We start from the raw sequence: 16,279 nt of genomic DNA on the forward strand, positions 1-16,279 counted from the left end.
TTACTTTTATGGCTGCTATTGGTGGGTCGTATGCTTCCTGCTCAGTCATGGTACACCACCACAGGTTCTGTCAACGAATCAATGGTGTTGCGGCAATTGGTGATTGAGGGCAGGCTTCCGGCTGAATTTTCACCTGAAATCAGGCCCTGGCCCGTGCATCGTATTGAAAAATGGGTTAATTCGCTCCAGCGGCTTGATAGCAACAATAAGGGAATACATGGCAGTCGATGGCTGGCCTACGAAAATGCTTATGGCCAGATTCAAAATGATGCGCAGAAAAAAGCCAGCACTAAATGGAAGCCGTGGTTATCGAATCCTGCACGTTTTGCAGAGGCTGCCTCAGAAAGAACATATGTGGCCATCAACCCGGGTTTCGATTTCTCACTCGGTTTAAGCCATAAGGAACAACTGCCCTTGTTTGTCAATCACCGCATGTTGGAAGTCAAAGGGCATATTGCGAAAAAGATCGGTTTTTATAGTCGCGTTGATGAAACCCAGTTGCGGGCAGCTGTTCATGAACAGGAATTTTTCAATAAGTGGCAGGTTTATCCAGGTGCCCATCTGGTCAAACCATACCGCACCAGGGGTTACGATTTTCTTACTTCCTCGGGTTACCTTGTGTATTCACCTTTGGAGGAGGTGACGATACAGTTCGGTCAGGACAAGAATTTTATTGGAAATGGGATGCGTTCGTTGTTGCTCTCCGATTTTGCAACGCCCTATCCTTTTTTGAAAATTCATACCCGTGTTGGTAAGTTCGATTATGTCAATATGTACGCCCGGCTCACCGATCGTTACACACGACTGGTCAACCCCTGGCAGCATGCACTGCTTCCGGCAAAATATTATGCCATGCATTACCTTGCTTTTCAGCCATCCACGCGTTTCAGGGCAGGATTGTTCGAGGCTGCAATGTTTCATGACAACAATGGCACGGGCAAAGGTTTTGATATTTCTTACCTGAATCCGGTTATCCTTTACCGGGCCATCGAGCACCAGCGGGGCGACCCTGATAAGATGACGGTTGGGGTTAACGCACAGTATTTGTTCGGCCGGGGCTTGGAATGTTATGGGCAATTTTTACTGAACGAATTCAGGTTTTACGACCTGATTCGGGGTACAGGTTCGCATGCCAACAAATTTGGTTGGCAGGCCGGCTTGCGGTATGCTTCCGATGATCCGATCCGCGGTTTGGAGTTGCAAGCCGAGCTAAACCGCATCAGGCCCTATACCTATGCACATTACACCATTAGCGGTACCTATCCGGTAAATAGTTACAGCCATCAGAACCAGCCACTTGCTCATCCTTTGGGAGCCAACCTGAACGAATGGTTGCTAATGGTGTCTTTCATGCCTTTGCCCCGTTTTCATGCAGGGTTCATTGGGCAATATGCTTTCTATGGCGCCGACAGCGCCGGCAGCAACTGGGGGGGCAATATCTTTCTGGATTACCACACCTACGAACGCGAAACCGGCAACAGGGTAGGGCAGGGGGTCAAAACCCGCCTGATCAATGCCAATGCCTGGATCAGCTACGAGCTCCGGCATGCGCTCTACCTCAGCCTCGAAGCCCGTTTGCGCCGCCTGCGCAGCCAGATTCCCCAACGCAATACCACCGACGCCTACCTCGGCCTGGCCCTCCGCCTCAATCTACCCGCCCAACACTGGCACTACTAAACCCCACCACTGCGCGCTTGCCGAAGCCTTCCTTCCTTACAAGCAACCATCCCCGCCAATCAGCCAGATCAGCGTCCAATCCTTGAATCAGGAATTCCAGGATTCCTGATTCAAAAATTCCAAGATTGGTTTAACGCCTGACTATAAAGGGGTTACGAGTTGCGAGTTGGGGGTTACGGGAGGTTGACGGTAGTTGTCATTGTTGTCGGTGGTTGTCATGGTTCAGTTCAGCTTGCAAGTTTCAGTGAACTGTGAAATTGTATTGAACTGAACTCCTTTTGAAATAATAGAATGCAATCAAAGCGCTTAAGCAGAATTACTTTACGCTTTCACCGGGCTGGGCGGGGAGGAAGGGCGAACGGCGGGAAGGGCGGAGGAGGGTTGTCATTGTTGTTTGTGGTTGTCATTGTTGTCGTTGTTGTAATAGTTATGTTTAGCGTGCAAGTTTCCGTTGGTTATGAGGTAGTTATGAAATAAAATTTATTGTAAGAGCTAGATTATACTTAAAGTGCTCAAGCAGAAACACTTGGCACTTTCACCGGGCTGGGCGGGGAGGAAGGTCGAACGGCGGGAAGGGCCTGGTGTGAATGCAGCAAGGGCAGCAAATCTTGTGAGGCAGCCCGCGCACAGCGCGGGCTGTTTGCGTTACAGCATGCGGGCAGGAAAATCCAGTTAAGTGTTTTGCTCCTGCGCAATGCGGGCAGAAGAAAAGAGGGTTTGCATGCTGTAATGCACTCCTCACTTAGATTTGCGTCCTTGCTGCAGAGCGGGGAAGTAGTTTCGTTGGCCCAAGGCTCCACCTGAGGCGGACACGCTTTTTGGTTCGTCTGGGCCAGCAAAAGAACAAGAAAAAAAGGCTTTGGTTTTGGGATACCAATAGGCCGAACGTAGGTTGTCATTTTTGTCCCTGTTCGTTACAAGCTACTGTTTTCCATTAGTTTGATGGAGTATTTTAGTTGAAGCGCCTCCTTTGCAGGAAAGTTTGATGCTTCGTAGCGTCAGATTTTTCTTTTCCACTTTTTCTTGATAAAAAGTGGAGTAAAAATCAAGCCCGGGCGAATGCTCCCCGCCCTTTCCAAAAACTTGAAATCCAGTGGGGCGGGCGGCAGAATCAGGAATTCCAGGATTCCTGATTCAAAAATTCAAAGATTTGTTTAGCGCCTGACTATAAAGGGGTTACGAGTTGCGAGTTGGGGGTTACGGGAGGTTGACGGTAGTTGTCATTGTTGTCGGTTGTTGTCATGGTTCAGTTCAGCTTGCAAGTTTCAGTGAACTGTGAAATTGTATTGAACTGAACTCCATTTGAAATAATAGAATGCAATCAAAGCGCTTAAGCAGAATTACTTGACGCTTTCACCGGGCTGGGCGGGGAGGAAGGGCGAACGGCGGGAAGGGCGGAGAAGGGTTGTCGTTGTTGTCGTTATTGTCGTTGTTGTCATAGTTCAGTTTAGCGTGCAAGTTTCCGTTGCTTATGAGGTAGTTATGAAATAAAATTTATTGTAAGAGCTAGATTACACTTAAAGTGCTCAAGCAGAAACACTTCACACTTCACCTGGTAAGGCGGGGAGGCCGGGCGAACGGCGGGAAGGGCGGAGAAGGGTTGTCATTGTTTTCATGGTTGTCGTGGTTGTGATGTTTTAGTTCAGTTTGTAAGTTTCAGTTAACCATGAAATTATTTTGAACAGAACTTCTTTTGAAATGATAGAGTGCAATTAAAACACTCAAGCAGAAATGCTTGACACCTTCACCGGGCTGAGCGGGGAGGTAGCTTCGTTCGCCCTTAATTTTTGGTTCTTTTGATTAAGCAAAAGAACAAGAAAAAAAGCCACCGGTTTTGGGATACCAAAGGCCCAAAATTCCAATACCCCCTAAACCGTCACCCGTCACATCGTCACCCGCCACCCGCCACCTCATTTCCTCCTTCCTCAAAAATTATGTCATAAAAACATTATTTTTGTAAAACATAATTTTAAGAATGGTTTTCGTAAACCGAACAGAGGAGCTCGACAGGTTAAAGTCCGCGTTGACGGCCGAAAAACCTGCATTTGTTGTCATCTACGGTCGCAGGCGCATTGGCAAATCGTCCCTGATCAGGCAGGCGCTTGCGCCGGACGATGTATATTTTATGGCCGACCAGACCGAGCGTGCACACCAGATCGCCTTATTGGCTCGAGAGATCGGCCTCAGAATGAATGGCTTTGAGCGGCTGATTTATCCTGACTGGCAAGCCTTGTTCGAGTCCCTCAACGCACGCACCCGCGAGCGGTTTACCTTGTACCTCGATGAGTTTCCTTATCTGGTCAAAAGTTCTCCCGAACTGCCGGCTGTGCTTCAAAAGCTTTTGGATGGCAAAACCCTCAGGTACAACGTCGTTATTTGCGGTTCGTCGCAGCAGTTGATGCAGGGTTTGGTGCTTGAGGCTGCATCACCCCTCTATGGCCGGGCAGACCAGATACTAAAGCTCCAGCCGCTAAGTGTATATCATCTGTCGGAGGCGCTGGGCTGTTCTTCGCATTCCGCTGTGGAAGAATATGCAGTCTGGGGTGGTATTCCCCGCTACTGGGAGGTCCGGCTGCAAAGCAAATCGATTCGGGAGGCCATTGTGCACAATGTGATCAATGCCAAAGGCTTGCTCTTTGAAGAGCCATATCGCCTGCTCATCGACGATATGCGCGATATTGTGCAGGCGTCCACCCTGCTTTCGCTGATTGGCAATGGCGTCAACCGGGTTTCTGAAATAGCTGCCCGGACCAACAAACCTGCAACCAGCCTGTCGCGACCCCTGGATAAGTTGATCGAGCTGGGCTATATCCGGCGTGAGATACCTTTTGGCGAGCCTCCCCGGAGCAGTAAAAAGGGCATCTACAAAATTGCAGACCCCTTTATGGATTTTTATTTCAGGTTTGTGGTGCCCAACCGTACCCTTATCGAGCTGGGAAGAAGCCGGCTGGTGCTGCAGGAAGTCGAAAATAGCCTGAGCAGCTACGTTTCAGGACATTGGGAGGAGTTGTGCCGCAGGGCAGTCAGCGGACAAACCCTCATGGGCAGGCAATTCCGTGCAGCATCCCGCTGGTGGGGCAATGTAGCGCGAAACCAGCAAATAGAAATCGACCTGCTGGCCGAATCAACCGACGGCAAATATTTACTGGCCGGCGAAGCCAAATGGTCGGACAACCACAATACCGAACAGCTTATCAGTCAGCTGCTTGCAAAGACACAAAAGCTGCCGTTTGCAAAGGATAAACAAATCCTTCCCGTTTTATTCCTAAAAAACCATCCCCATCCCTCCGAAAACATCATCCTGCCCGACCAGCTCCTTCAACTGATGAAATAAGGAATTCCAAAATTCCGGATTCAAAAATTCAAAGATTGGTTTAGTGCCTGACGATAAAGGGGTTAGGAATTGCGAGTTGGGGGTTACGGGAGGTTGACGATAGTTGTCATTGTTGTCATAGTTGTCGTTGTTGTCGTGGTTCAGTTCAGCTTACCAGTTTCCATGTGATTTGAAGTTATTTCGAACAGAACTCCTTTCGAAATGATATATTGCAATTAAAGTGTTCATGCAGAATTACTTGACACCTTCACCGGGCTGAGCGGGGAGGTAGCTTCGTTCGCCCAAGGCTCCAGCTGAGGCGGACACGCTTTTTGCGTTCTTTTGGGCCAGCAAAAGAACAAAAAAAAGCCACTGGTTTTGGGATACCAAAGGCCCAAAATTCCAATACCCCCAACCCGTCACCCTGTCACCCGTCACACCGTCACCCGCCACCCGCCTCCCATCCCCCATTTTCCCTATCTTCGCAGGCTGAAAAAATAACCCATGCGGTTCAGCTTTGTACTGATTTACGTGCTTCTTTTTCTTTCCGCGATGGTACAGGCGCAGCGTGCTTCCAATCCGCACAACCTGCCCCTGGTCAGTACTCCGGAAGCTTATCTGGCCGAGTTGCAGCAAAGCGACGACAACCTCATGCTCAACCTCGAAGCCCTCATTCCCGGCCTGCGGCTCGACATCCGCTACGCCACCACCGACAACTTCACCCGCACCCAGGTCTATCCCTATCCGGCTGCATGGCTGCGCAAGCCTGCCGCGCTGGCCCTGGCCCGGGTGCAGCAGGCCCTCGACAGCCTCGGCCTGGCCCTTGTGGTGTACGATGCCTACCGGCCCTATGCCGCTACCCTAAAGTTTTATGACATCTATCCCGACCCCCGTTTTGTGGCCGACCCGGCCAAAGGCTCACGCCACAACCGCGGCGCAGCTGTGGATGTCGGGCTGATCCGCAAAGCCGACGGCAGCCTCCTGCCCATGCCCACTGAATACGACCACTTCGGTCCGGAAGCCTTCCCCACCAACAACAACCTGCCCGAACATATCATTGCCAACCGCGACCTGCTCATCCGTATCATGCAACGCTATGGCTTCGAGGTGCTCAGCAGCGAGTGGTGGCACTTCGACTTCGTGGGCTGGCAGCGCTTCAGCCTCCTCGACCTGAGCTTTGCCCAGCTCCGAAAAGCCTCAAAAAAGGCAGGCAGCACCAGCTATCCCAAAAAAGAACTATCACACTGACGCATAAGGATATATCACCATGGAGTACAATTTCAAGGAAGTAGAAAAGAAATGGCAGCAATACTGGCGCGAACACCAGGTGTATAAGGTGGACATCGACCACAGCAAACCCAAGTACTATGTGCTCGACATGTTTCCTTATCCCTCAGGCGCCGGACTGCATGTGGGGCATCCGCTCGGCTATATCGCCTCCGACATTTATTCCCGTTACAAACGCCTCAGGGGCTACAATGTGCTCCATCCCATGGGATACGACGCCTTTGGCCTTCCTGCCGAACAATACGCCATCCAAACCGGCACCCATCCGGCTGTAACCACCGAAATCAACATCAACCGCTATCGCGAACAGCTCGACAAAATCGGCTTCTCGTTCGACTGGAGCCGCGAGGTGCGCACCAGCGACCCTAAATACTACAAATGGACTCAGTGGACCTTTATCCAGCTCTTTCACCACTGGTACAACAACGACACCCAAAAAGCCGAACCCATCCCGCGCCTGGTCAGCATCTTCGAAAAGGAGGGCAATGCCGGCGTGCATGCTGCCTGTGGTGAGGTGGAGGTGTTTACGGCCACGCAGTGGAACCAGATGACCGAAGTGGAGCAGCAGCAGGTGCTCATGCAGTATCGCCTGGCCTACCTCGACAATACCATGGTCAACTGGTGTCCGGCCCTGGGCACGGTGCTGGCCAACGACGAGGTGAGCGAAGGCCTTTCGGTGCGCGGCGGCCATCCGGTGGAACGCAAGACGATGAAGCAATGGCTGCTGCGCATCACCGCCTATGCCGACCGCCTGCTCGAAGGCCTCGACCACATCGAGTGGAGCGATTCGCTCAAGGAAATCCAGCGCAACTGGATCGGAAAGTCCACCGGTGGCGCCATCCGTTTTGCCCTCGAAGGGCACAGCCTTGATATTGAAGTATTTACTACGCGACCTGATACCATCTTTGGCGCCACCTTTATGGTGCTGGCGCCCGAGCATCCGCTGGTGGCCCGGATCACCACGCCGGAGCAGCAGGCCGAGGTGGAGGCCTATGTGCAGCGCACCAAAAACCGCTCCGAGCGCGAGCGCATGGCCGAAGTGAAAAAGGTGAGCGGAGCCTTCACGGGTGCCTATGCCATCAACCCCTTCAACCAGGCCCGCATCCCGGTCTGGATTGCCGACTATGTGCTCATGGGCTATGGCACCGGCGCCATCATGGCTGTGCCGGCCCACGACAGCCGCGACTTTGCCTTTGCCCGCCACTTCAACCTGCCCATCATCCAGGTGATCAGCCGGCCAGGCGAACAACCCTCCGACCCGGCCACCTGGAACGAAAGCTACGACTCGAAAGAAGGCATCGCCATCAACTCGGGCTTCATCAACGGGCTGGAAGTGAAAGACGCCATCGAAGCCGTGGTGGCCGAAGCCGGGAAACGTGGCATCGGCACCCGCCAGACCAACTACCGCCTGCGCGATGCCATCTTCAGCCGCCAACGCTATTGGGGCGAACCTTTCCCTGTGTATTACAAAGACGGCATGCCCTACACCCTGCCCGAAGATCAGCTCCCCCTCGAACTGCCACCCGTGGATGCCTACCTGCCCACCGAATCGGGCGAACCTCCCCTGGCAAGGGCCAAAAACTGGCACACCCCCGAGGGTTATCCCCTCGAAACCAATACCATGCCCGGCTTTGCCGGCTCAAGCGGATACTACCTCCGCTACATGGACCCCCACAACAACGAACGCTATTTTTCCGACGAAGCCATCAGATACTGGCAAAATGTGGACCTCTACATCGGCGGAGCCGAACATGCCACCGGCCACCTCATCTACGCAAGGTTCTGGAACATGTTTCTCTACGACCTTGGCATGACCGTGCATCCCGAGCCGTTCAAAAAACTCATCAACCAGGGCATGATACAGGGCCGGTCGAACTTCGTCTATCGCATCGCCGGCACCAACACCTTTGTCAGCGCCAATCTCCGCCACCAATACGAGGTGCAGGCCCTGCATGTGGACGTCAACCTGGTGCACAACGACCAGCTCGACCTCGAAGCCTTCCGCAACTGGCAACCCCAGTTTGCCGACGCGGAATTCATCCTCGAAAACGGAAAATACATCTGCGGCTGGGAAGTCGAGAAGATGTCCAAGTCGAAATACAACGTCCAGAACCCCGACGACCTCATCGAAAAATACGGTGCCGACACCCTGCGCCTGTATGAGATGTTTCTTGGCCCGCTCGAACAATCCAAACCCTGGGACACCCAGGGCATCGAGGGCGTGTTTAGGTTCATCCGTAAGCTCTGGCGGTTGTTTCACGACGAAAACAACAAACCCGACATCTCCGAAGCGCCAGCCACCGAAGATGAGCTCCGGGTATTGCACCGCACCATTAAAAAGGTGGAAGACGACATCGAGCGTTTCTCGTTCAACACTGCCGTGTCGGCCTTTATGATCTGTGTGAACGAACTCACCGAGCTGCACTGCCGCAAACGCCAGATCCTGCAGCCCCTCACCATCCTGATTTCGGCCTACGCCCCGCATATTGCCGAAGAACTCTGGCAGATACTGGGCCACACCCAAAGCGTGGTGATGCAGCAATGGCCGCAATACAAGGAAGAATACCTCAGCGAAAACACTTTTACCTATCCGGTATCGTTTAATGGTAAGACACGTTTCAAACTGACCCTGCCCGCCGACATGAGCCAGCACGACATTGAAAAAGCTGCCCTGGAGGCCCCCGAAACTGCCCGCTATACCGAAGGCAAACCGGTGCGCAAGGTGATCGTGGTACCAAAACGGATTATCAACATTGTTGTGTGATGAAAATCAGGCTGGTGCGCACTGCGCTTTTCCTGTTCTTTGCGAGCATCCTGCTGCCCGGGGCACAGGCCCAGCAGTTGCGCACCCACCCCAACAATGCCTGGGACACAGGCGAGTTTCTCCGATACCGGGTATATTACAACTCCATGCTCACCGGCAACGTCACAGCGGGTGAGGCCACCATCGAAGTCAAGCCCACCTCCAGGAGGTTTTTTGGCCGCGAGGTGTGGCATATCGAAGCCCACGGGCGCAGCAGGGGAGCCTTCAACTGGTTTTTTAAGGTGCGCAACCGCTACGAAAGCTTTGTGGACAAGCAGGCGGTCATCCCCTACCTCTTTATCCGCCGCACCCGCGAAGGCAGCTATGTCAAAGACGACGACGTCTATTTTTACCCCCAGCAGCGCCTGGCTGTGAGCAAAACTGCCCGTAAACCCATACCCGAAAACGTGCACGACTTCGTGTCGGCACTCTACTTCATGCGCACCCTCAGCCTGAGCGACTTCGACGCACAGGGCAACTATTTCATCGACTTTTTTCTCGACGACTCAGTCTATAACAGCAAGGTGGTCTTTGTGGGCCGGGAAGAAATCACCACCAGCCTGGGCACTTTCCGCTGCCTCAAGATAGCCCCCATGATGGCCACAGGCAATGTGTTTGCCGATGCCTACCCCATGTTTGTGTGGGTGACCGACGACGAAAACCACCTTCCCCTGCTCGCCGAATCGAAAGTGATTGTGGGCAGCGTCAAAATGGAACTCGTCGAAGCCCGCAACCTCAAAAACCCCATGAAAGCCCGCCTCCGGATGTGATTATTTTTCTGTTTTCCACACATCAGCCCAACAAGGCACATCCTGCCTGCCCAACCGCTCAACCATCTCAGGCACGATTTTTGAAACCCAGATCCTCGAAAAAGAAATTCAATGATTCCGGATTCATAATTCAAAGATTGGTTAAGCGCCTGACGATAAAAACAATACCATTATATCTCATCCACCTACCTCACCCACTCAACAACCTCCGAATCCTTAAATCTTGAATTTTTGAATTTTTGAATTTTTGAATCCCGCAACCCAGCGCCCCATGTTCCCCAATAAAACCCTCCTGATAACCGCCCTGACCACCATCCTCCTAGTCATCGGCCCCGGAAAAGCCGGAAACAAGTCCGAAGAGTCGTTCGATCAGCTCTGGCAACAGGCCCTGCAGCTGAACGAAAAACAGCTGCCACAGTCGGCCCTGCTGGTCGTCAACCGCATCTACGACAAAGCCCTGGCCGAAAACAACCCGCAACAGATGCTGCGGGCCATGATCTTTGGCTTCAGCCTGCGCAAGTCGTTCGAAGACGGGGTGTTCAACAACGCCATCGGTCAAACCCGGCAGCTGATATCCCAATCCGACTTCCCTGTCAGGGCGATCGCCCATTCGCTTCTGGCCGAGATGTATTGGTTTCATTATCAGGAAAACCGCTACCGCATCCTTGAGCGCGAGACCACTGCTGCACCTGAGGCTTCCGATCCCGACGAATGGGATGCCCCGCGCTACCGCGACCAGATACTGCACCATTACCAGCAAAGCATCCGCAACCAGGCCGAACTCGAACGTATCAGCCTGAAAGACTGGGATATCCTGCTCGAAAAACACGATACCACTGCAATCGAACTGCAGCCCACCTTATTCGATTTCCTGGCAGGACGCTACCTGCGCTTCCTCGAGGGCGGCGATGCTGCCCTGCAGTCGCGCCTGCCCCTGTCGCAGGCCCTGCCCGACGACATCTGGCAACCAGCCACCCTGTTTGCCACCCTCGACCTGCCCAGGCAAGACCACGAAACCCTGCTCCGGCTCAGGATCATGCAACGTATCCTGACGTCAAACATCCGCCTCGGCAATACCTTTGCCCTCATTCACAACGATTTGCAGCGCTATCGCTGGCTCAGCCAGGTCACCGGCAACCAGCAGGCCTACTTCGAAGCCCTGAGCCGGCTCAGGCAACAATACCTCGCGCATCCCGCTTCCACAGAGATTGATGCCGACCTGGCGGAACTGCTTCGCAGCAACACCGCCATTTCAGGCATCGACATGCCCCTGGCACAGGCCCTGCGCATTTGTGATGAAGCCATTGCCCGCCATCCCGACAGCCGCGGCGCCCAACGCTGCAAAGCCCTGCGCGCCGAAATCCAGGCCTCAAGCCTCAGGCTGATTGTGTCGCGCACCGAATATCCCGGAAAACCTATCCCGGCTTTGCTCACCTACCGCAACCTCACCAGGCCGGCCTTCCGCATTGCCAGGGTCACCAAAGAGCAGCTGAGCCAGATCAACCAAAGCTTCGACCATCAAACCCGTGTGAAGGCCTTGTTGCAACTTCCGGTGCAAAACCAGTGGCAACTCGAGCTGCCCTTCGAACCCGACTATGCCGAACACAGCAGCATCATCGCCCTGCCCGCCCTGAATCCCGGACTGTACGTCGTGCTGGCCTCCGATCAAAACGACTTCAGTCCCGAACGATACATTGCTTATACCACTTTTCAGGTGAGCAGCATGTCGTTCATGCAGGTCAACCGCAAGGGTACCAACAACTTTGTGCTCCTCGACCGCCATAGCGGAAAGCCTGTGGCCGGCGCAAAGGTGAGTGTCGCGGTACGCGAATACGACTACGGCCAGCAAAAAACTGTGGAAAAAACCCTTGCCACATTCCTCACCCCGCGCAATGGCGAATTCCTCATCGGCCCCGACCTGCCCGGGCTGCCACGCAACCGCTCGTTTTACCTCGAAATCTCAAAGAATGGCGATACCCTCCTGACGGACAACTACTTCGACGCCAGCCAACGCACCGAAGCGCAGCGCAGCCTCTATAAATCGTGGATATTCACCGATCGTGCCATCTACCGCCCCGGACAGATCATCTACTTCAAAGGCATCAGCCTGGCAAAACATCCCGGATCGGATTGGACAACCAACACTGCAGCCCAAAGCACGGTCAGGTTGTTCGACGTCAACGGCCGCGAACTGCAGGCGCTCAGGCTGAAAACCAACGAATACGGCTCGTTCGAAGGCAGCTTTGTGCTGCCGGCCACAATGCTCACCGGTCAGGTGCGCATCGGCAACGAACACGGCAACAGTTTTGTCCATGTGGAGGAGTACAAACGACCCACGTTTGAAGTGAAAATCCTCCCGACAGATGTGCAACTCATGCTCGGCGACAGCCTCAGGTTCAAAGCCGAAGCCAGAGCTTTTGCCGGTTATCCCGTTGATGGCGCGAAGGTGGATTACCGCATCGAGCGCAGGGAATACTTCCCCTGGATGCCCTGGTGGCGGGTGTGGCCCACCGAACCTGTCAGTCAGCTCATCGGGCAGGGGAGTACCCTCACCCGTCCCGATGGCAGTTTTGACATCCCCTTTGTGGCTTTGCCCGACTTTTCCAGGCCCATTGACGATGAGCAATATTACGACTATGTGGTCACGGCCTGGGTGACCGACCGCACCGGCGAAACCAGACAATCCTCAACCAGCCTGCGCATCGGCAACCGCAGCCTCATCCTGAGTGCCCAGCTGCCACGCAACATCAGCCTGCAGCAAGCCCACAACTCAAAAATCCTGCTGAATACCACCCAGGGCCGGCCGGCAGCAGCACAAACCACCTTCAGCTTTTACCTCATCGAAACAGGCAGGACAACTATCCGTCCGGCCATCTTCGACCGTCCCGACCGCCGCCTGCTCGATGAGCAAAGCCTGAAAACCCTCTTTCCGAACGATGATTTCTATGCGCCTTACCTGCCCGACAGCCTCCCCAAGAAGCTCATCCTGACCTACCATGCCCTGGTCAACGGCAGTGCGCCGGCCTTGCCCGAAACCCTTGCCCAGTGGCCCGAAGGCGAATACCTGGCCGAATACCAGACCACCGACCATGCCGGAAACCCTGTTAGATTGCAGCAACGTTTCACCCTCCACAATCCTGCTTCGAGCCGCACCCTGCCCGAACAGTTCGTCTTTGCCGAAATGACAACAGGCGAAGCCAAACCGGGCGACACCCTCAGCCTCGTGCTGGCATCCTCCCTCCGGGGCATGCGGCTGCTGGTCGAGCTGAGCTCCGACGACGAGCTTTTCCTCCGCCGATGGGTATCCGTCAACAACCGGAAACAAGTGCTGCATTTCACCCTCACCCGTGCCCACATCGGCAAGCTCACCGTGCAGGTGTCGGGCATTGCCCTCAACAGACACTTTCATCAGGCCTTCGATATCAATGTGAACGACCCGGAAAGGCAACTCGACCTGAAACTGGAAACCATAGCCGGTCGCCTGCAACCCGGCCGACCCGAAACATGGACCGTCCGTATCACCGGAAACAATGGCAAACCCGTAGCTGCCGAACTGCTGGCTGCCATGTACGACGCCTCGCTCGAGCAGTTTAAACCCCATACCTGGCGCTTCGATCCCCTGCCGCCTAAGCCATTTGCCCAACGCTGGATGAGCGACAACGGATTCGGCACCACCCAGACCTGGATCATCAGCTCACCCCCGCATGAACCCATCCGCATCAGCGACCTGAGTCCGCCCACGCTTCAATGGTACGACTTTGGCCACCATGGATTTCGCTTCACCAAGCGGATGAGTGGCCCGATGGATAGCCGCATGATCGCCCTGGAAAGTGCTCCCGGGGCCACCCTGGACAGGGTCATCGAAACGCCCGACCAGACGGCAGAACAACCGGCAACAAGCGAAAACACTGCTGTGGCCCGCAACCTGCGCAGCGACTTCCGCGAGACGGCCTTCTTCTACCCCCAGCTGCAAACCGACAGCCTCGGTGGCGTCAGCTTTAGTTTTACCCCACCCGACGCACTCACCCGCTGGCGCCTCATGCTGCTCGCCCATACCACCGACCTGCGACATGCCTTCCTTACCCACGACATAGAATCGTCAAAACCCCTGATGGTCGTGCCCAACCTCGCCCGTTTCTACCGGCTGGGCGACACCGCTGTGATTGCCTGCAAAGTGGTGAACACCGGCAATCAGGTCCTCGACGGCATGGCCATGCTCGAACTGACCAACGCACTCAACAACCAGCCGGCAGGACAACTGCAGGATGCTGCGCGTAAACCTTTTGTGCAACTCCAGCCGGGACAAAGCGCCGAGCTGCGCTGGAGCGTGGTACTTCACACCAATGCTTCGCTCCTGCGCTTTCAGCTTTCAGCCTCGGCCGGTGCATTCACCGATGCCGAAGCACACCTGGTGCCGCTTTTGCCTGCGGGCATCCGGCTCACCGAAACCCTGCCGATGTTTGTACAGGGCAACCGCAAAGCTGCCTTCACGCTGCCCGGCCTCGAAAAACCTTCTCCTGCCGAACGCACCCTCAGCCTCCGGCTCGATGTGACCACCCACCCGGCCTGGATAGCCGTCAAAGCCCTGCCGTATGTGGTTGACCCGGGTGCCGAAAATGCAGACAACATCTTCCGGCAGTTCTATACCAATACGCTCGCAGCTCATGTGGCGGCTTCCATCCCGAACTTTGAAGCAGTGCTGGCAGCATGGAACAGCAGCCATAGCAATGCCCTGCACTCGGAATTGCAGAACAATCAGGAACTGAAAATGCAGAGCATCGAACAAACACCCTGGCTGCGGGATGCCGAAGACGAGCACTCCCAGCGCCTCAGGCTGCAGATGTTTTTCGACCACAACCGCATCCGCTCCGAAAGAGAACAGACCCTGCAAAAACTTGCCCGATTGCAGCTGCCCGACGGATCATGGCCCTGGTTCCCGGGCATGCGGGGCAACCTGTGGATCACCCTGAACATCCTGCATGGCTTCGGCAAACTCACCGAACTCGATTCCACACTGGCCACCCCGGCTGAGGTGCAAGGCATGCTGCATCGGGCCATCGCCTACATCGACAGGCAGGCAGCCGAGCTTTATGCAAAAGATACCGGCATGAGGAATGTGGGGGGCACACCACTGCAACTGCTCGTCACGCGCAGCTATTTTGGCAGCTTACCCCGATCGCCCGAAGCTGAAAAGGCCTACCAGTACTTCGAATCCCTGCTCGAAAAAGACTGGAACAAACTGGTCATCAGCGAACAGGCCATGGCCAGTCTGCACTATCGCAGGACAAACAACATGAAAGCAGCTGCGCGCATTGCAGCTTCGCTGGCCGAGCGTGCCGTGAGGAGCGAAAAACTTGGCATCTGGTGGAAAGCCGGGCGCACCGACAACCAGGCGCTTCCGGTAGAAACACAAGCGCTGCTGGTGCAGGTATTCGAGCTGATCGGCCCCGACCGCAGCATGGCCGATGGCATCAGGCAATACCTCCTCTCGCAGAAACAAACCCGCCGCTGGATCTCCGGTCAGGCTACAGCCGAAGCCGTGTATGCCTTGCTCACCTTTGGCAGCGACTGGACCTCGCCCGGAAAACCGGTGGAGGTGAAGGTGGCAGGTCAACCGGTGGAAGTGCCCGCACAGGAGGCTGGTAGCGGACAATTCAGCCTCAGCTGGACGGAGGGAATGAATCAGGCAATGGCTAAGGTTGAAATCGACAACCCCAATCCTGGACCGGCGTGGGCAGGCATGTTCCGCCAATACGAGGTGCCGGTGGATGCGGTGCGCCAGAATGCGGGCTATATGCGCCTCAGCCGGGAGATTCTGGTTGAAAAAGCCTCGCCGGCTGGCATAGTCTTCGAACCCTGGCGATCACAGGGGCTGAAGCCTGGCGACCGCATCAGGGTAAGGCTGGTGCTTGAAACCGACCGCGATATGGAGTTTGTGCACCTGAGCGACCTGCGCAGCCCGGCCTTCGAACCTGTGGAAGTGCTTTCGGGCTACCAGTGGCGCACCGGCCTGGGCTACTATCAAAGCACCCGCGATGCCGTCACCGACTTCTACTTCGACCTGCTGCCCCGAGGAAAACATGTATTCGAATACAGCCTCATCGCAACCCATCGCGGTCAATACAGCGGTGGCTTTGCCCGCATGCAGAGCTATTATGCCCCGGCCTTCTCTGCCCACTCAGCCGGCATCCGCGTCACAGTTGATTAAAGCGGAGCAGTTTGAGGTGCTGGGTACTGGGTTTGGGGTGACGGGGGGAGAGTTCCGGGAAGCGAGTTACGGGAGGTTGTCGATGGTTGTCATTGTTGTAATTGTTGTCGTTGTTGTCATGGTTCAGTTTTGCGTGCAAGTTTCCGTGGGATGTGAGTTAGTAATGAAATAAAACTTATTCTAAGAGACAGATTATACTTAAAGCACTCAAGCAGAAACAC

General features: G+C 54.8%; 6 protein-coding genes. All 6 read left to right on the plus strand.

Going from position 1 to position 16,279, the window contains the following annotated elements:
* Positions 1–30: 30 nt before the first annotated feature.
* Positions 31–1,677 carry a hypothetical protein gene (locus IPM52_10585; GenBank protein ID MBK9292055.1) on the plus strand — a complete coding sequence of 549 codons (1,647 nt, stop codon included), beginning with the start codon at positions 31–33 and terminating at the stop codon, positions 1,675–1,677.
* A 1,975-nt stretch (positions 1,678–3,652) separates the two neighbouring features.
* Entirely contained in the window at positions 3,653–5,011 is a 1,359-nt protein-coding gene (locus tag IPM52_10590; protein ID MBK9292056.1) for an ATP-binding protein, read from the plus strand.
* Positions 5,012–5,494: 483 nt separating this feature from the next.
* Entirely contained in the window at positions 5,495–6,238 is a 744-nt protein-coding gene (locus IPM52_10595) for a M15 family metallopeptidase (GenBank protein MBK9292057.1), read from the plus strand.
* 19 nt (positions 6,239–6,257) lie between these two features.
* The gene (locus IPM52_10600; GenBank protein MBK9292058.1) at positions 6,258–9,041 is read left to right on the plus strand and encodes a leucine--tRNA ligase; all 2,784 of its coding nucleotides are present in this window, start codon (positions 6,258–6,260) and stop codon (positions 9,039–9,041) included.
* Entirely contained in the window at positions 9,041–9,850 is an 810-nt protein-coding gene (locus IPM52_10605; GenBank protein MBK9292059.1) for a DUF3108 domain-containing protein, read from the plus strand. Before IPM52_10600 ends, IPM52_10605 begins: the two co-directional genes overlap by 1 nt.
* Positions 9,851–10,121: 271 nt before the next feature.
* Positions 10,122–16,058, plus strand: coding sequence for a hypothetical protein (locus IPM52_10610; protein MBK9292060.1), 5,937 nt, complete (start codon positions 10,122–10,124; stop codon positions 16,056–16,058).
* The last annotated feature ends 221 nt before the right edge of the window (positions 16,059–16,279 follow it).

The organism is Bacteroidota bacterium, assembly GCA_016715945.1.
In the GTDB taxonomy this organism is placed as follows: Bacteria; Bacteroidota; Bacteroidia; order Bacteroidales; family F082; genus JALNZU01.